Genomic DNA, 16327 nt, shown 5'->3' with positions numbered 1-16327 from the left:
TGATATTCATATTTTATCAGATTGACACGGAATTTCTAACAGTCACTAAAAAGACTTACTAATCTCATTATATAAATATATAGCTCTTTGTGAACTATCTGTAACAACCAAAAGAAAATCAATAATTGCTGATTGTAAACTTGTTAAGTCTCCAGTTAACATTGCTTTTTGTGCATTATTTAAATTTTCTATTTTTGTATTTATATTTTTTAAAATATTTTTCAACTCTATTAATTGTTTTATAGTATCTTTATTTGGAATTTCTTGATAAAAATTAATTGAGTTAATAAAATCAAGACTTAAATATTTAGGATTGTAACTAAGTTTTTGTAAATCATTACCAGAACCAGTATTCATTTCAGCAAAAAAAATCAATAATGGTAAATTTAATTCTTTTTCAATTAAAAAAGGTTTTATAAATTCAGATTTTTGATTTGTATTAACAATAATTGTATTATTATTTCCTGTTTGTAATATACTATTATTAGAATTTTGTATTGTATTATTTGGGGTTTCTGATTTTTTATACTCAGGTTCTTTTGCAGGATTAAAAAAATATAGTATAAAGAATACTGCAAAACCACCAGTTGCAGTAATCACAACTCCTGGAATATTGATTTTTGCTTGTATAGATTTTTTAAAAATCCCCGTAATTAACAATGCAACTCCTAAACTTGTAAAAATCCTAATTAACCAATACTGCATACCAGTATTTATAGAATCTAAAAAAATTATAATAGCTGATATAATTAAAAATATAATGCCAATTATTAATGAAGTCCACTCAATTTTTGTACTATTCAATTTATATTTCTCCTTTGATTCAAAACCTTCAATTGGTATATTATTTTTTACAAATTCATTTTTAATACTTAGTGCTTTATTTTTATTATATGTTCTTAGGATAGATTGAGCAGTTTTTAAAAAGTTTTTTTGAGGTTTAATTTTATTTCCCAATACTTTTTCAGAAAGCCTTCCTATTGTATCCCAATATTTTATTGAAGCTTCTAATATATTTTCTATACTTGTTAAAACATCATTAATTTGAGTTTTAGATAAATCTTGATGTTCAGATGAAATATTGGTTAAAAATGCTTCAAATTTTGTATAAAAACTTGAAGCACTAGAAACTACTTCATTAATAGTAGTTGATAAAAAAGTTGGTTGTTCAGATAAAAGTTTTTCTAAATTATCATCAAAAACTTTTTTCGCATTTAAATAATCATCTTGAATTGAATCAAATCTTTCATTATTCATTATTTACCATCTAATACTTTTTTTATTTGGTCTAAAATATTTATTGTATCGCTCATATCTGCTGATTCATTACAATAACATGTAGTATCAGAGATAATATCAGAAACAATTTGATCAAACTCTTCTTCACTAGTTGAGTTATTTATTTTAGAAAGTATTTTTTTAACTTCACTTTCTGTTGGTTTATTCAAGAATTCATATTTTTTTTGTATTAATTCTGCTATTTTACTATTTTTCACTTATTTTCTCCTCTTTGATATAATCTATTATTTTACAAAAGTTATTCAAAATATAACATAATAAATACTTAATTACATACAACATTTCTTATACTTCTTACCACTTCCACAAGGACAAGAATCATTTCTACCTACTTTTTTAACAATTGTTGCAGTCTGTAGTAAGCGTCTTTCTCTTAATTCACAAACTTCTTTTTCTAAAAGCTCATCATATTCATTATCAAAATAAAAATATTTAAAATCTAATTTTAAATTATCAAGTGTAAGCCTATCAACAAAAATTAAAAACCAATTATTAATTTTATGCTCATATGACATTACTTTACAATAAAATTCCATATCTTTTTTGTTTTCATAACTATCATGTATAAAAGTAAAACCCTTATTCTCACTATTTAAAGACATTGAAAAGTTTTTTCTTTTTTTATTTAAAATATTAGTAATCTGTTTTTCAATTTCTAATTGATGTTGTTCATCGTAGCTCATTAAAAGTTTTGCCAAAATAGAAGAGTTTTCTTTATTAGTAGTTTCAATTTTTTCTATTATCTTTTTTGTTTTACATTTATTCAAAAAGCTTGGCTTTTGTATCTCTTTATATAATCTTCCATCCATTGATAAATAATACTCATCAATAGGTTGACTAAAACCATCAGTAACCATCATATAGTGTTGCTCTGGAAAATCAATATCATCATAATACATACCATTATGTAAAAAATGTCCAAAAATATCGATTTCTTCCAGTGTTCTAATTTGTGGATAATCATTAAACTTAATTCTTCTTTCTAAATATAACAAAAACTCTGCTGGAGAATCTATTATTTCAGATATGATTCGCAAATCATTAATATATACAGACCAAATCCAATCTTTTCCTTGCACAAAACCAAATCTTTTTAATGAGTTTAAATTTGCTGTAATATGCATTAATGGTTCTAATGTTGTATTAATCATATAAATATTATTTATTTTTGATTTATCTATTGTAAGTATTACTTTTTTATTTTTATCTCTAAAATTAGAAAAATCATTTGATTCAATATAACTTTTTGCTCTTATAGCTTGTTGATATGCCTTTTCAACAATATCTTTTGTATTTCTTTTTATTTTATCAGTATTCCCTTTTTTAGCCCCAATAGTAAGGTTATTACTTTTTGCTTCTATAATAAATATATTATTATCGTAAGTAATTATTCCATCAACTTCATCATCAATATTATATTTTAAACCTTTGTATGCTTGAGCATTTGGTAAAATAGATTGAAATAGTTCTAAAGATATATCTTCTAAATAGTCTCCTTTTTTACTATAATATTGTTTACTTTGTTTATTTTGAGGTATCAAATCTAAAATAAGATTCTCAATTATCAAGTCAAGATTATAATTCATTGTAGGAGAATTAAAACAAAAAAAATCTTCATCAATTTTCACTAAAGGCTTTTTATAAATTAATGATTCATTCATTGGGAAATATTCAATTTTCCCATTTTGAAAGATATCATTACTTCCAAGAGTAAGACTTAATTGTTCTAATATTTCATTTGAAAGTAGTGTTTCATGTATTTTGAAAATAGAATCATGTATAGAGATTTTTGTATCTTCTTCAATTTGCTTTAGATTTTCATGAATTTGTTTGAGTTCTGCTGATTTTTTATAATCATCAAAAAATTCCTTTAATTTCCCTTCTTTTTTAGCTAGTTCACTTTTTTTAACAAACTCTTCATGTGCTCTTTTCATTTCTAACATATATTTTTTTTGAATCTCCATATTTGATAATGGAGTATTAGCAATTTGTACTAGTTCATCAATCAGCTGTTTTGAATTAATCTTATAATTATTCATTAATAATTCATCATATTTTGAAAAAAGTTCTCTGCACAATTGAATTTTATGTTTTGGGTATGAGTCACCTTTGATAGTTAAATAACCTAAAGCTTGTAAAAATTTCATATCATCAGGTGTTTTGTCTCTATCCATAGAAGTAATCATAAAATAGTAAATTAACTGCTGATGAAGTTCCTCTATATTAGATTGTATTTTTGATAAAACCTCTTCAGTTGATACATTACCTAAATTGTAGTTTTGTATATCTACTGATGTCATAATACTTAATAAATAGTCTAGATAACTATTATTTAATTTACCAGCATTTTCAATCACTTTATCAGAAGTAGTGATACTATAAATAAGAGAAAAATAATCTAATGTTTGTTGTGGATTACAACTTAAAAGGTCTTGTTTAATATTCTCTATTAGTTTTACAATATCACTTTCTAATTTTGGTAAATGTTCTTGTTCAAGTTTTTTAAATCTTTCTTGTTGTTCTTCAATATTTTCTGTTGGTAAATTTTGTTTCTTAATTTCTTTTTTTACTTTTTCAATTTGTTCTTTAAAAGGATCTTTTAGCTTTGGCATTTTATAAATCATAACGACTTCCTTTAGTTAAATTTTAATGTATTGTAAATATTACTTGATAAGCACTTGTTTCAAAACTTTGATGGCTAACTACAAACTTTTTATTATAATATTCTTTGGTTAAATCATTATCCCCAATAAGTGAATTTAATACATCTTTTGGTAGCTCATTTTTAAGTGATTTAATTGTTAAATCATTACACATATTTACAAATAAGTTATATGATTTTTCAATTTTAAGTTTATCTTTCTTATAAAAGAATAATTGTAGTTCCAGTTTATTTACATATTCTACTTTTCCTTCTATTCTATAAAAAATATGGCTAAATTCTTCTGATATTCTTAGATAGTTAGATGTACCACTCCACGTATCAGAATATGATCTGCGATAATCTTTAATTTCTACATTACTATCTATTAAAAATGAATTTGCTATAAAAGGATGCCAACCTTTTTTTATATCAACTTCATAAATATTTTTTTTCAACTGATTTAGTTTTTTTATATCTTGAATAGATTTTTTTATTGAATCTTTACTAATATCATATGAAAATAAATTATGAGACCATTTTTGAAAACTTTTACTATCAAAATTAAAAGCAAATATTCCTTTTAGCTTAGCATATCGTAATAAATTTTTATCTTTTACAGCATAATTTAAAGATACAAAACTACTTTCATATGTAACAATCGTAAAAAATAAGTAAAAATATGGAATAGCCATTATAGATAAAAAAGTTGGTACAAAAAAATCATAAAGTGTTTTTGAATTTGCAAACTCATTAAAATTATTCAAATACTCTTTAGCTGTAAGAAAAATTAATATAAAACCAAATATAGAAAGTAAAATATCAATAAAAGAATTTAATGCTTTTGTATCTTCTTTATCAATAACAACTTTCGCCATTGATAGGAAAGAAACAATTGATATAAATATTAATTCAAAAAATAAGTTAAATGTGTAAAAAGTAAGTATAAATTGGAAAATTACAATTAAGGATAAAGTATCTTTTAACACTGACTTTATACTAAAAGAATTTTGTTTAAAATGAGTAATAACACCAACCCCTATTAACCAATAAATATAGTTTTTTATTTGATGATTTTCCCATAATCCTACAATATTTAAAATATATATTAATATAAGAGAATAAAAAAACATTATTAAAATTGGCGTAATAATCTTTTTGCTAAAAAAAATTTCTAATACACTTTTAAATGAATCAATAATATCTTTACTACTTTTATATAAAGCAAAAATTATAAGAGAAAAGAAAAGTATAGCAATTACAATTTCCCTCGTATTAAAAATATCTGTTATCGTAGAAACCGAGACCATTTAAAATTCCGTGTCAAGTAAAATTCTGATAGGAGAAATCCTATCACACCCAAACTTAGATTTTAAGCTCCTTGTTCAATCTGCCCTCGAAAAATATTGCCAATTGTGAAAGGGTTAAATTCCAATTCCACATTGGCATATTCCATTTTTTAGTAGCATTTTGAATACCCATATAAAGCAATTTTAAAAGTGAATTTTCATTAGAGAAAGCTCCTTTGGTTTTAGTAAGTTTCCTAAATTGTCTATGAACTGATTCAATAATATTTGTAGTATAAATCACTTTTCTTATCTCTGGAGGATATTTAAAATACACCGATAGGTTTTCCCATTTATTTTGCCAAGATTGTAAAACTATTGGATACTTTTTACCCCATTTATCTTCAAGCTTTAACAGTTCATCTTCAGCTAATTCTTTGGATACGGCTTGATAGACAGGCTTTAAATCAGACATAAACTCTTTATGGTTCTTTGAAGCCACATAGCGTATTGAGTTTCTAATTGTCAAGTGCAGTCGAAAAATGTACCACTTTGTAACACCTATTTGTTAGAAATATCTAACAAGCCAGCTTCTCTTTTTTGTTTTAATCTATAGCTTTCACCAGTTACATTTATTATATGTGAATAGTGAATGAGTCTATCTAGAATTGCAGCTGTTAATGCTTCATCATTATTTAATACCTCCTTCCATTTTGTAAAAGATAAATTTGAAGTAATAATTATTGAACCAAGTTCATATTTTTTATTTACTATTTGAGGTTCAAATGTTCCATTTCTATCTCTTGGTGTATCAAGTTCAAAGCTACTATCTGAAGTACCTTTAATAGTTTTACTATTGAAGCCATTTCTTCTATTTGCTCTACCATTTAAAACATCATTAGCAATATGAGATTCTACTTCTGCTTCTAAAGCAGCTTCTGTTAGTTGTTTAACAAGTGGAGCTAAAAGTCCATACCTGTTAATCTTTTTCCGCTTCTAAATTGATTTAATATTTCATTCTTGTGCTTGCACTCTCTTCGAGAAAATCAAAATCTATTTGTTTTTCTTCTTGCATTGTCAACCCTTAAAATTTGTATTTTATCAGATTGACACGGAATTTCTAACAGTCCCATTTTATTGTTTTTTATATATTTACTTATTATAAATAGCTTTATAAACCTTGCCAAAATCAAATATCACTTGTATAATTCTTTAAAACTTACACAAGGATATAAAAATGAAAATTGGATATTTAACTATTATGATTTTTACAAATCTTTTAGCTGTTGGTATATTTCATGCTGATTATGAAAATGCTCAAACTGATGTACTAATTATTCTTTTTACTGGAATGGCATCTATATTTGTTATTTGGAAACAAGATCATCCAATTATTAAAAAAATAGTTGATGATTTCTTTTAAATAATTAAAATATTTAAACTTCTATTTTATACAACAATCATTTATATCATCTTCAAAATCTATCCAAGATTTTAGTTCTTCATCTTTTTCATAAATCTCATCCAATAAAACTTTATGAATAAATTTTTCAATTTCATTTCTATACCAATCATACGGTTTTGGATTTTTAACTAAAGTATTTATTCCCTCATCATTATCTTTTTCATAAAATAGATCTTTTGATTGTATATTTCTATAAAGATGCTCTGTATTTGATGTTATATGGTTTTTTAAATAATCATTTACAAATTTTTTAGGAGTAATAAGTGCTTTTTCTAAAACATAATAAATATCAAATAAATCTCTATACTTTTTTCTATTCCAAAAAGCCATTGTTTTCATATAGACAAGAGTTTCAAGAGAAGAAACTTTTAAGTCACTATTTTCATAATATGTAAATTTGTCATTTTTCCAAATTTCTTCTTCAAATAGATTAAATGGTGGTGTAAAAAATTCAACTTTTACACCATTTAACAAAAATTTCATATAGCTATAATTTATATCTGCACCATCATTTGAAACATAATCTTCCATTGTTTTATCATGATCTATTATTTTTCCACCATATTTAAAAATCATATTACTAATCTCTTTTGGAGATAAATTTAAAGTTGCAAAATCTAAATCCTCAGATAATCTATGATTTATTCTATAACTTAATGCTGTTCCACCAACAAATCTAATATCAAAGTTTTTAAATAAATCATCATTACAAATAATCTCTAAAACTTCTTTTGTTTTTTCTAGCATCTATATTTTCCTTATATATTTTAAATGGGTATTAAATGATTTTAAGAGTTTGATATCTTTTTGTTTAATAATATAAGGCTTTAATCTATCTTCTCCAAAATATTTAATAAGAAGCATTAATCTCTTATCATTCCATGATGATAAAACAATATTTATAAAATTTGGTATGTCGTAAATGTGACCATTTTCTACACTATAAAACAACTCTTCTCCAAAAATCTTTTTATCTAAAACAATCTGTTTTTGAGATACTTCAATAATTGGTTTTATTAAATCATTTTGTAAATATTTTTCATCTGTTTTTTTACTTGTTCTTTGTTTTTGCTCATCAAATTCAAAACTATTTAAAAACTTTAGAAATTGATCATCTTTATTTAGTTTAATTAATATTTTCAGATAATTTTCAAAAGATATTTTTCCACTTTGCTCAAAAGTTTTATAAGTTGCATATTTTATATCAACAAAATCAGCAAACTCTTCTTGAGTTAAGTCTAAAGCAATTCTTTCTGCTCTTATTTTTACTTTTGATAAAGCAATCAATTTATCTAAATTTTTATTTAGCATCTGCATACCTTAAGTATTTATTTTAATTGATACTATTATATCAATTGATATATAAAAATGCAAATATATTATACTAATTGATATTATTATATCATTTGTACTTAATAGATATATTTTTTTAAATAAACTTAATTGAAGAAGAGTTTTTACACTCTTTTTGGTGTTTAGCATAAATAGTAAAAAGAGCAACAGTAGACAATAAAGAATCCTACAGAATCAACTGGAAACTAATTTAAATAGCGATAGGTAAGAATTTGATACACAACTCATGAGAGCTACTATCTCCAACTTTTCCCCCGCTTCACACCGTGCGTGCGACTTTCACCGCACACGGCGTTCCATCAAAGTTTATTCAACTTTATACTTAAATACTTAAATCAATTAAATCTTTATAGACAAATTTCAAGATTACCAGCTTTAGTTCTAAATTTATTTAGTTTTTCAAGGATAATCTTATTAGTAGGTACATATTTCAGATATTTGTTAATTGTTTCCGTTTGTGTTGAATGGATAAGCTTATGAACTTCTTTAGTAATTAGTACCAAATTGTTATAATTATCTAATCCACCTTGACTTCTTGGTTGAATGTGATGACATTCCATATTTCCAATTTCTAATTCTTCTTTAGTTATAGCACATTTACCTAATTGACCAATATATAAAGATATACGATTATCGTTATATTCTATTGATTGTCCTTGAATAGGATTTTCAATTAGATATTTGATAGTCTTGTAATCCGTAACTTTTTGAGTATTGTGGATTTTGTCTCTATCTATTGGATTGTAGATATTTGTTTGACTAAAGTTCATTAGTTTTGAGTGTTGGATATGGGGAAGTGGCAATAAAGGTTTATTGCCCAACATTCTTAACATTTGACTTTTACCGTATACTTTTTTAATGTAGTCTGGTAATTTATCTGATTTATTTACTCTTCTACTTTTAAGTCTAACAAAGATTTTAATTCTTGTTTGATGTGAGAGTTTTGACATATCAATATTACAGTTAGTGGCACAATTGTAATAATTATGAACACCTATGACAAAGGAGTTGTATAAATCTATTGCTAGGTTTAAATTTACCTTTGGTTTTTGTATATGTTTGATATGTTTTCTAACACTTTCTTTTATTTTACTCAAAGCTTTTTCTTGAATATGTGATTTTATTGTCCATTTAGTATCTTTATTACCCTTTTTGCCTTTTCTATGTACTTTTAATTTTATACCTAGAAAATAAGAGTAATTTTTTCGTAAGTTTACTATTTTTGATTTTTCTTTGCTTACTTCAAGATGTAGTCTATTTTTTAGCCACTGTTTGGAAGCTTCAAATAGTTTTACTGCGTCTTGATGGTTTCTGCAAAAGAGTTTGAAATCATCTGCATATCTTACTATATATACTTCTTTTAGTTTTGTTGTTTTTTTAAGAGAGGCACATTTGTTATTATTTTGTGTGTAGTTATATTGTGTTGGTATTTTTTCCCACTGGGAGACAATCCACCAATCAAATTCACTCAGAACAACATTCGCTAAAAGTGGGGATAATATTCCACCTTGAGGAGTTCCTTTATCAGGTATTCCTATATTCTCGATTTGGGCTTTGAGCATTTTTGAAATTACTGCGATTAGAGATTTATCTCTTATTCCCAATGTCCATAGTTGTTTAAGAAGTTTTCCGTGATTTATATTATCAAAGAACCCTTTTATATCAACATCTACAACATAGTGTAGATTATTTTGTTGGGCAAGAAAGTATGCTCTACTAATTGCGTGTTTTGTACTTCTTAAAGGGCGAAATCCATAACTATGTTTGTAAAATTTTGCTTCACAAATAGGTTCTAACACTTGCAATATGCATTGTTGTATTAGTCTATCCATAATGGTTGGTATTCCTAATGGACGCAATTTGCCATCAGGTTTTGGTATTTCTACTCTTCGCACCTTATTAGGGAAGTAATTTTTCATTTTGTTTTGAACTAATTTTATAAGTGTTTCTGGTTCAAGATTAGCCAAATGACTAATATTTTTACCATCTACACCTTTTGTGTGGCTACCGCTGTTTTTCTTGATGTTTCTATATGCTAGTAAGATATTCTTCTCACTTGTAATGATTTCCATCAAATGAGTGAACTTTGTATCTTTTGAACTTTGCATATATAATTTATCTTGAATATCTTGCATTTGGTAGTATTCATTGTTTCTTAGTTTTTGTCTTTTGAGATTCATTTGATTTTTCAAAATCGAACTCCTTATAGGAAATTCTCTCTTAATCTTACTCGAACTTTTGATTTGTATTTAGTTTTATTCGTTTAATAACATTTGACTAAAGCCTTTTCCTAATAAATCCATTACAGATTTCATTCAATATTATATTGTCAGTATAATATAACGGTAATGGCTTCGCTTTCACTAGAGTTAAAAGATTTTAATATCTTGCGAATTTATATATCTTAATATTTCATAGACCACTAAGTCTCCATATCTCTAGTTTACCTTGTTCCAATTCTTCTATCTTTACATATATCCTTAGATGTTTCCTTTGAGCCTGTATATTGGATAGTGCCTGTAACACTATATGGAATTTCATATATTGCATTCTTACTTTACCATACATACCCTACATTTGTAGTATATACATTTCTGCATATTTAATTTCTAGACCCGTACATTCGGAAATTTGTCAGTGCTTATGCACATTCTCATCATAGATATTTTATAGACACCCGACCTATCACTACTCGACCACCTCTGGTTCGCATTGCCTCATCAAGATACATCTTATGTTAGGGTAGCTCTTAGCCGACTTCAACGGGCTTATAACATTTTATATTTAGCGATACAAAATGCTATCCGTAGTATCAGTGTAAGCGTTTCAGGGCGTTACTCCATCATTCCACTTATCGAAAAATTAGTTTGCCAATATATTTAATGACCTATTGGCAGAATAGCTTTTCACTATTCAACAAGTCGCACACAATAAATTATTGTGATTCTTCTATTTAAAAGAGAAAAAATCAAACACAACAATCTATCTTCCAAAAGTTAGTATTACTTTTCCAGATAGAAGTAAATTTGATACATATGGCACATTTTTAACAAAAGGAATGAATATTATTGAAAGAATAAAACCTATTAAAATTTTAATAGAATAAAAATTATAAATATTTTTGAGCGATTTTTCTTATAAAATTGAAAATTGTATAATGTTGTTTGTTGGTTTTTTACTAAAAAATAGCAAATTAATTCTGACTACTTTATAAAATCTATTCAATGAAAAATTAAACTGCTAAGATTTTATTCTGAAGTCTTTCAATGTCTGCTAGTGTAGTTTTATGAACACTTCTATCTCTATTCTTTAGAGATATTTTTGCAGCTAGATATTTATCAGATGCAGTATAAGTTTTAATAGCTTGATAATTTGAAGAATTCTTAAATTCAGATACTTTTTTTAATATATCTGGTTTAATATTTTGTTTTAAATAATCTTCTAAACTCATAAAATTTCTCCTGCCAATAAAATATAAAATTGTTTTTCATCTACATCTTCGTGAATTATATCATTTTCTCTATCAAAAATATTTAAAATGATAGCATCTTGAAAAATAGATTTAATAAGTAATGTTGTATCGAATGAATTTTTAAAGCTACTTTTGACAACATCTAAAGGAACTTTCCTTTTTGTAATTGATTCTCTTTGTTTAGCAAATTCAAAACTTTTTTGAATATCTCTAAAAATATAGTTTATTTCAACTACATAACCTTTGTCTAAAAGTCTTTGAATATTACTTTGAGCAATAGTAGCTTCAGCAAAATTTGAATCTAATATAAAAGAATACCCTTTTTTAGTTGCTCTATCAAATAACCAATTTACACCTTTTGAAGCTGGTTTTTGATAATCACTTGAATTTGTGCCATTATATCCAATAGGTGAGAAGAACTCTCTAATATAATCAATATCCATGTGTAATAAAAAAGGTTCTTTCTCTTTTCTACTTATTGCATATTCTGTTTTACCTGCTCCGCTTGCACCTGCTGTAAAAATTGCAGTTTTTATATCGTGAACTTCATAACCACATAAATATTTTTCTAAAAAATCTTTTTTGTTTTCTTTTAAATATTTTAAAGCCTGCTCTTCTGTTTTATTCATAATTTAAATCTTTACCTTTTATTGATTGATTTAATTATAATGTTTTATTATAAAATTTAAAATTATAGATTCTAGTAAGGTTGGCAAGATAATAAATAGTCTATATTTTTAGACTTTATATGATAATAGTTTTTAAAACTATCAAGTTCGTAACTAGTTGCTTCTGTTTGAATAGTATCAACAGCATATTTTTCTAGTTCTGTAAATTTATTACACTCTTTATTAAATAGGTCTAAAAGTTTATCAACTGTAAAATGTGAGTTTTTATCGCCAATAGAGTTATTAACAGTAGATAACAGCATTGGTGCATATTCATTAATACTCATATTAGACTCCTTCACATTTGTAATATTCAATATTACATTATAATATAAAATTGTTAATACTGCAATATATCAATTTTTACTTAATGGCTTTGTAAGGGAAAAAACAAAACCCTACTTTTTCTACTTCAATATTATTACTTGCAGGATTTGTTTCAACACTTTTTGTATGGGGAAAAGATAAATTTAGATTTTTAATAGTTAGGTTTTTTAATTATTATTGAAATTGACATAATTTATAATATTTGTTAAAATTTTGATGATTTTTAGTCTTATTGATTAAGTTAGTAGAAGCTGCTACTTCTACTAACTAAGTCTTTATCTTAATATACTTTCGTAAATACTAAGTATAGCAACAGCAAATCAATAAGACTTGACCTATCATCGCACCATCATCCTTTCTAGCTTTTTCAAGCAAAAGATTTAGCATATCCTCTTAGTCAAATAGAAAATAGATAGTGCTTTAACTTTAACAATATTAATTTTTCAAATTATTTTAATCCAAGAAGAGCCTTTTAACTCTTGTCAGTATTTAGCATAAATTTCAAGCTATTCAATTTTTAATAGATTTTGAATCTCCTTGATTAAAGAGGTAGAATTATCACTGGAATGACCCAAGTTATTAGTCACTTTTTTATTCAGCTAACACCTTGGTTCGCATTGCCTCATCAAGACAACTCTTATGTTAGGGTAGTTATTAGCCGACTTCAACGGTCTTATAACAGTTTATATTTACGATATAAAAAATGCTATCCGTAGTATCAGTGTAAGCGTTTCAGTGCATTACTCCGTCATTCCACTTATCGAAAAATTAGTTTGCCAATATATTTAATGACCTATTGGCAGAATAGCTTTTCACTATTAAACAAGTCGCACACAATAAATTATTGTGATTAGTTTGCTAGATTTAGCAAGATTTTTTATTTTCTTTTATTTTCTTTCATTGTTAGGTAAATGATACCTACTAAGGCTAACACAACTGGTAAAAATAATCCAATAGCAGAGCTTATCATTTTTTCTCCTTTTTCTTTGGAGCTTTCATAAAGATATTCATTAATATTGGAATTAAAGCTACAATTGTAGTAAATGTTCCTAATGCTATTAGTCCTTGAGTTTCATTAATCATTTTTATCCTTTAAATCTTTTTCATATGAATATTTACCGATAAGCAATAATATATCTATTAATACAATAACTGTCATTAAAATTGAACCTGGATTTATTAAGTTTTGTTGCATATTAATCCTTTTTACTATTTTCATTTTTATCTTTTAAATCTTTTTCATATGAATATTTTCCATAAGCAAGAAATATTGCAAATGTTAAAATTATCATCATAATTATTGATCCTGGATTAATTGGAAATTCCATTTTATCTTCCTTTATATGATCTTATTCTTTTTAATTTTAGATATTGTTTATATCTTTTAAACTCTCGTTTAAATTTATCATTTATGTCTATTGCTAGAAGTATTAACATAATCAACCACAATACAAAAGCTATAGCTATTTGTCCATCATTTACTCCAAAATATATACTTATTGCAATATAGATAGCTAAAATATAAATATGTAATTTACCTATATTTGCAAAGTTATATAAACAAATAAATAAAAATTTATCTAAACTATTTATTGGTAACATTTTTAATCCTTTATTTCACATTTTGTAACTGGAATATTAGTTGAACCTTTAAAAAAACTATTTTTATCTACACTCCAGTTATCAGCTTTTGAAACATCAATTTTTAAAGAACCTATATTACAAATAAGCTCTTTATTGTTATTAAAGTCATCTATTAAATTAGCTCTTTCATTTAGATGAAAATATAAAACTATAAATGGTAATGAAAATAGAACTAATATTATAAAAAATTGTGTTCTTATTTTACTTGATAGATATTCATATTTTTTTAATCTCTTTTCATTCATGGTTATTCTTCTTTCTTAGTTATATCATCTTTACTATCTGATTTTAAAAAGCTATTAGGACTTCTATCAACAATTTTTACTCCAATAGCTAATAATACAATCCAAAAAACAATATATAAAAGTCCATTATTAAAATCAAAATATTCATATTCATTATTAAAGAAAAGTGCATAAACCATAACAAATAAAAGTGAACCTAATAAAACTAAAATAGATATTACAAAAAGAAATTCTCCAAGTCTACAAATCATTTTATTACCTATTTTATAAAAATTATACATGCTATCTCTCCTTTATTTAATATCACAATTATAGATTGTAAATATATTTACACCATTAGTTATTTGATAAGTTCTTTTTTTATCAAATTCATAACCTAGTTCTTTTGAAACAATATTGTTCTTGCATATTAATTCTTGATTATTTTTAAATGCATCTTCAATCTTTTTTTTATCAGATTTATTATCATAGTATAACCACCATATAAATAGTAGGAATATTGCACCAACAGCAAAAATCCACATATATGAGAAAAACAGTTCTTTCTCTTTTTTACAATCAATTTCTGTTTCCATTTTGTCTCCTTGTATTATCTAAAATAGATATTATTTTATATATTATATTCTATTAAGGATAATATGTCAAGAAATATAACCTATAATAGATAAATTTATGATACAATTAAAACTATATTAGATAATAAATAGGATAATTTATGACAAAAGAAGATTTTTGTAAAAGATTAAAGGATATTAATCTTACACAAAAAGAGTTTTCAGAGATAACACATGTACCCTACTCTACACTAAACAATTGGGGATTTCATGATATTCAAGTTCCAAAATGGGTAGGACCATTTATAGAGCATTATGAAAAAGCAAAGAAGTATGATGCAATTAAGAAGATGATATTAGATTCAAAGGAAGTTTTATAAGATTAAGTAAATTTATATTACTTACCTTTAAAGAACTCACAAATATCAATATTTAATATTTTTGCAATTTTATGTAGTTGAGCTATATTAAACTTTCTTTTATTAGCATATAGTTCAGCAGCAGACACTAAACTAGAAGATTTATTGCCCATCTCTAAAGATAATTCTAATTGGCTCATATTAGCTTTAGTTCTATACTTAGCAACATTTTTACCAATTAATCTATAAAGTTCATCAGTACTTAATTTATTTATATCTTTACTCATTTACCTACACTACATTTGAAGTGTTTAAGTATAGTTGTGTAATAATTCTTTATCAAGCTACAAATGTAGTGTAAACACAAGTTAATTTATAAGGAGGACTATTATGGGAACTATTTTGACTAGCTTGATGTTGGGCGGCATTATTTGGGTTGTCATGTGGATTTTTTATAGTGCCATCAACATTGTTAGAAGAATCTTTAAGTAAAGCTTTATCTTTAGAATTACCAAACATTTTATTATAAGCTAAGTACCATTAGCATAATAATAATTATTCATTAGATAATTTGACAAATGTGTACAGGTGAATAGTTTTGTCAAATATTAAAAATATTCTGAAAGATTTAAAACTATTATTTCTAATTGATTAGATATATTTCTTACAATTTTTCTATTTCAAATATTTTATTTTTTATATCTTCATAACTTTTTGCTTTTATATAGTTTTCTAACCATGATTTTACCCAAATTGGTACTTTATTTGATTTACTCCAGTTTGTAATACTTGTATAATTCATATCTACAATAGTTGAGAATTCTTTTTTTGATAAACCAGATAGTTCAAGTAAATGTTCAAACTCTTTATAAATCATTTTTACCTTTTTCACATTAAATATTTATTATTTTAACTAAAATGAAATAATAAATGTATTTTAATTTGACTAAATACACTATTTATGTTAAGATTTAATTAATATAAAATTATTTATGTTATTTGAGAAAAAAGGTA

The 16327-nt window shown here is 24.9% G+C and carries 21 protein-coding genes and 2 pseudogenes; 2 read left to right on the top strand and 21 right to left on the bottom strand.

Annotated elements, in window-relative coordinates; genetic code table 11:
• Nucleotides 1-45: 45 nt before the first annotated feature.
• The 7 genes and pseudogenes from ASKIR_RS03940 to ASKIR_RS10360 all read right to left on the bottom strand — a co-directional run.
• On the bottom strand, nt 46-1257 hold the full coding sequence (locus ASKIR_RS03940) for a hypothetical protein (RefSeq protein ID WP_115588521.1): 1212 nt from the start codon (nt 1255-1257) through the stop codon (nt 46-48).
• Nucleotides 1257-1496: a hypothetical protein gene (locus ASKIR_RS03935; protein WP_115588520.1), complete on the bottom strand. Its 240-nt coding sequence runs from the start codon at nt 1494-1496 to the stop codon at nt 1257-1259. The genes ASKIR_RS03940 and ASKIR_RS03935 overlap by 1 nt, the downstream gene beginning before the upstream one ends.
• A gap of 72 nt (nt 1497-1568) precedes the next feature.
• Nucleotides 1569-3923, bottom strand: coding sequence for a YecA family protein (locus tag ASKIR_RS03930; RefSeq protein ID WP_115588519.1), 2355 nt, complete (start codon nt 3921-3923; stop codon nt 1569-1571).
• A gap of 22 nt (nt 3924-3945) precedes the next feature.
• Nucleotides 3946-4818, bottom strand: coding sequence for a DUF3391 domain-containing protein (locus ASKIR_RS03925; RefSeq protein ID WP_128994512.1), 873 nt, complete (start codon nt 4816-4818; stop codon nt 3946-3948).
• A gap of 487 nt (nt 4819-5305) precedes the next feature.
• Nucleotides 5306-5752: pseudogene (locus ASKIR_RS03920) on the bottom strand (transposase); the annotation flags it as partial.
• Between the two features lie 35 nt (nt 5753-5787).
• The gene (locus ASKIR_RS10465; RefSeq protein WP_419178132.1) at nt 5788-5964 is read right to left on the bottom strand and encodes an ATP-binding protein; all 177 of its coding nucleotides are present in this window, start codon (nt 5962-5964) and stop codon (nt 5788-5790) included.
• Nucleotides 5965-5993: 29 nt separating this feature from the next.
• A pseudogene (locus ASKIR_RS10360) lies at nt 5994-6239 on the bottom strand (transposase); the annotation flags it as partial.
• Nucleotides 6240-6463: 224 nt separating this feature from the next.
• Between ASKIR_RS10360 and ASKIR_RS03910 the strand changes: the two are divergent.
• Nucleotides 6464-6649 (top strand): hypothetical protein, encoded by a 186-nt coding sequence (locus tag ASKIR_RS03910; protein ID WP_115588517.1) that lies wholly within the window; start codon nt 6464-6466, stop codon nt 6647-6649.
• 21 nt (nt 6650-6670) lie between these two features.
• Here ASKIR_RS03910 and ASKIR_RS03905 read toward each other — a convergent pair whose 3' ends face one another.
• From ASKIR_RS03905 to ASKIR_RS03860, 11 genes are all read right to left on the bottom strand, one after another.
• Nucleotides 6671-7438, bottom strand: a complete 768-nt coding sequence (locus tag ASKIR_RS03905) for a nucleotidyl transferase AbiEii/AbiGii toxin family protein (protein ID WP_115588516.1) — start codon at nt 7436-7438, stop codon at nt 6671-6673.
• The gene (locus ASKIR_RS03900) at nt 7439-8002 is read right to left on the bottom strand and encodes a helix-turn-helix domain-containing protein (protein ID WP_066187748.1); all 564 of its coding nucleotides are present in this window, start codon (nt 8000-8002) and stop codon (nt 7439-7441) included.
• 389 nt (nt 8003-8391) lie between these two features.
• Complete coding sequence (gene ltrA, locus ASKIR_RS03895) at nt 8392-10236, bottom strand: group II intron reverse transcriptase/maturase (protein ID WP_228254671.1); 1845 nt, start codon at nt 10234-10236, stop codon at nt 8392-8394.
• Nucleotides 10237-11276: 1040 nt separating this feature from the next.
• Nucleotides 11277-11495, bottom strand: a complete 219-nt coding sequence (locus tag ASKIR_RS03890; protein ID WP_066390278.1) for a hypothetical protein — start codon at nt 11493-11495, stop codon at nt 11277-11279.
• The gene (locus ASKIR_RS03885) at nt 11492-12145 is read right to left on the bottom strand and encodes a zeta toxin family protein (RefSeq protein ID WP_066429255.1); all 654 of its coding nucleotides are present in this window, start codon (nt 12143-12145) and stop codon (nt 11492-11494) included. Before ASKIR_RS03885 ends, ASKIR_RS03890 begins: the two co-directional genes overlap by 4 nt.
• 71 nt (nt 12146-12216) lie before the next feature.
• On the bottom strand, nt 12217-12471 hold the full coding sequence (locus ASKIR_RS03880) for a hypothetical protein (RefSeq protein WP_066429257.1): 255 nt from the start codon (nt 12469-12471) through the stop codon (nt 12217-12219).
• A 1236-nt stretch (nt 12472-13707) separates the two neighbouring features.
• Entirely contained in the window at nt 13708-13839 is a 132-nt protein-coding gene (locus ASKIR_RS10390; protein WP_257122399.1) for a hypothetical protein, read from the bottom strand.
• Nucleotide 13840: 1 nt separating this feature from the next.
• Nucleotides 13841-14113, bottom strand: coding sequence for a hypothetical protein (locus ASKIR_RS03875; RefSeq protein WP_066429260.1), 273 nt, complete (start codon nt 14111-14113; stop codon nt 13841-13843).
• Between the two features lie 2 nt (nt 14114-14115).
• Nucleotides 14116-14400: a hypothetical protein gene (locus ASKIR_RS03870; protein WP_066429262.1), complete on the bottom strand. Its 285-nt coding sequence runs from the start codon at nt 14398-14400 to the stop codon at nt 14116-14118.
• A 2-nt stretch (nt 14401-14402) separates the two neighbouring features.
• On the bottom strand, nt 14403-14681 hold the full coding sequence (locus ASKIR_RS03865) for a hypothetical protein (protein ID WP_066429264.1): 279 nt from the start codon (nt 14679-14681) through the stop codon (nt 14403-14405).
• Nucleotides 14682-14693: 12 nt separating this feature from the next.
• Nucleotides 14694-14975 carry a hypothetical protein gene (locus tag ASKIR_RS03860; protein WP_066429265.1) on the bottom strand — a complete coding sequence of 94 codons (282 nt, stop codon included), beginning with the start codon at nt 14973-14975 and terminating at the stop codon, nt 14694-14696.
• A gap of 140 nt (nt 14976-15115) precedes the next feature.
• Between ASKIR_RS03860 and ASKIR_RS03855 the strand changes: the two genes are divergently transcribed.
• Nucleotides 15116-15334: a helix-turn-helix domain-containing protein gene (locus tag ASKIR_RS03855; protein ID WP_066159609.1), complete on the top strand. Its 219-nt coding sequence runs from the start codon at nt 15116-15118 to the stop codon at nt 15332-15334.
• Between the two features lie 17 nt (nt 15335-15351).
• Here the strand turns inward: ASKIR_RS03855 and ASKIR_RS03850 are convergent, their stop codons facing one another.
• The 3 genes from ASKIR_RS03850 to ASKIR_RS03840 form a co-directional block, all read right to left on the bottom strand.
• Nucleotides 15352-15600, bottom strand: a complete 249-nt coding sequence (locus tag ASKIR_RS03850; protein WP_083205860.1) for a helix-turn-helix domain-containing protein — start codon at nt 15598-15600, stop codon at nt 15352-15354.
• 52 nt (nt 15601-15652) lie between these two features.
• Entirely contained in the window at nt 15653-15832 is a 180-nt protein-coding gene (locus ASKIR_RS03845; protein ID WP_066429266.1) for a hypothetical protein, read from the bottom strand.
• Nucleotides 15833-15977: 145 nt separating this feature from the next.
• Nucleotides 15978-16190 (bottom strand): acyl carrier protein, encoded by a 213-nt coding sequence (locus tag ASKIR_RS03840; RefSeq protein WP_066429267.1) that lies wholly within the window; start codon nt 16188-16190, stop codon nt 15978-15980.
• Between the last annotated feature and the right edge of the window lie 137 nt (nt 16191-16327).

The sequence above is a fragment of the Aliarcobacter skirrowii CCUG 10374 genome (genome assembly GCF_003544835.1).
Lineage (GTDB): Bacteria > Campylobacterota > Campylobacteria > Campylobacterales > Arcobacteraceae > Aliarcobacter > Aliarcobacter skirrowii.
The sequence above is the reverse complement of the archived record's forward strand: the minus strand, read 5'-3'. Positions and strand labels throughout refer to the sequence as shown.

What these genes read in the sequence shown, in the direction of transcription:
- ASKIR_RS03850 (WP_083205860.1), bottom strand. Translation starts at nt 15,600, where the DNA reads ATGAGTAAAGATATAAATAAATTAAGTACTGATGAACTTTATAGATTA.
- ASKIR_RS03910 (WP_115588517.1), top strand. Translation starts at nt 6,464, where the DNA reads ATGAAAATTGGATATTTAACTATTATGATTTTTACAAATCTTTTAGCT.
- ASKIR_RS03875 (WP_066429260.1), bottom strand. Translation starts at nt 14,113, where the DNA reads ATGTTACCAATAAATAGTTTAGATAAATTTTTATTTATTTGTTTATAT.
- ASKIR_RS03870 (WP_066429262.1), bottom strand. Translation starts at nt 14,400, where the DNA reads ATGAATGAAAAGAGATTAAAAAAATATGAATATCTATCAAGTAAAATA.
- ASKIR_RS03940 (WP_115588521.1), bottom strand. Translation starts at nt 1,257, where the DNA reads ATGAATAATGAAAGATTTGATTCAATTCAAGATGATTATTTAAATGCG.
- ASKIR_RS03930 (WP_115588519.1), bottom strand. Translation starts at nt 3,923, where the DNA reads ATGATTTATAAAATGCCAAAGCTAAAAGATCCTTTTAAAGAACAAATT.
- ASKIR_RS03925 (WP_128994512.1), bottom strand. Translation starts at nt 4,818, where the DNA reads ATGGCGAAAGTTGTTATTGATAAAGAAGATACAAAAGCATTAAATTCT.
- ASKIR_RS03860 (WP_066429265.1), bottom strand. Translation starts at nt 14,975, where the DNA reads ATGGAAACAGAAATTGATTGTAAAAAAGAGAAAGAACTGTTTTTCTCA.
- ASKIR_RS03900 (WP_066187748.1), bottom strand. Translation starts at nt 8,002, where the DNA reads ATGCTAAATAAAAATTTAGATAAATTGATTGCTTTATCAAAAGTAAAA.
- ASKIR_RS03905 (WP_115588516.1), bottom strand. Translation starts at nt 7,438, where the DNA reads ATGCTAGAAAAAACAAAAGAAGTTTTAGAGATTATTTGTAATGATGAT.
- ASKIR_RS10390 (WP_257122399.1), bottom strand. Translation starts at nt 13,839, where the DNA reads ATGGAATTTCCAATTAATCCAGGATCAATAATTATGATGATAATTTTA.
- ASKIR_RS03855 (WP_066159609.1), top strand. Translation starts at nt 15,116, where the DNA reads ATGACAAAAGAAGATTTTTGTAAAAGATTAAAGGATATTAATCTTACA.
- ASKIR_RS03885 (WP_066429255.1), bottom strand. Translation starts at nt 12,145, where the DNA reads ATGAATAAAACAGAAGAGCAGGCTTTAAAATATTTAAAAGAAAACAAA.
- ASKIR_RS03845 (WP_066429266.1), bottom strand. Translation starts at nt 15,832, where the DNA reads ATGTTTGGTAATTCTAAAGATAAAGCTTTACTTAAAGATTCTTCTAAC.
- ASKIR_RS03865 (WP_066429264.1), bottom strand. Translation starts at nt 14,681, where the DNA reads ATGTATAATTTTTATAAAATAGGTAATAAAATGATTTGTAGACTTGGA.
- ASKIR_RS03840 (WP_066429267.1), bottom strand. Translation starts at nt 16,190, where the DNA reads ATGATTTATAAAGAGTTTGAACATTTACTTGAACTATCTGGTTTATCA.
- ASKIR_RS03890 (WP_066390278.1), bottom strand. Translation starts at nt 11,495, where the DNA reads ATGAGTTTAGAAGATTATTTAAAACAAAATATTAAACCAGATATATTA.
- ASKIR_RS03880 (WP_066429257.1), bottom strand. Translation starts at nt 12,471, where the DNA reads ATGAGTATTAATGAATATGCACCAATGCTGTTATCTACTGTTAATAAC.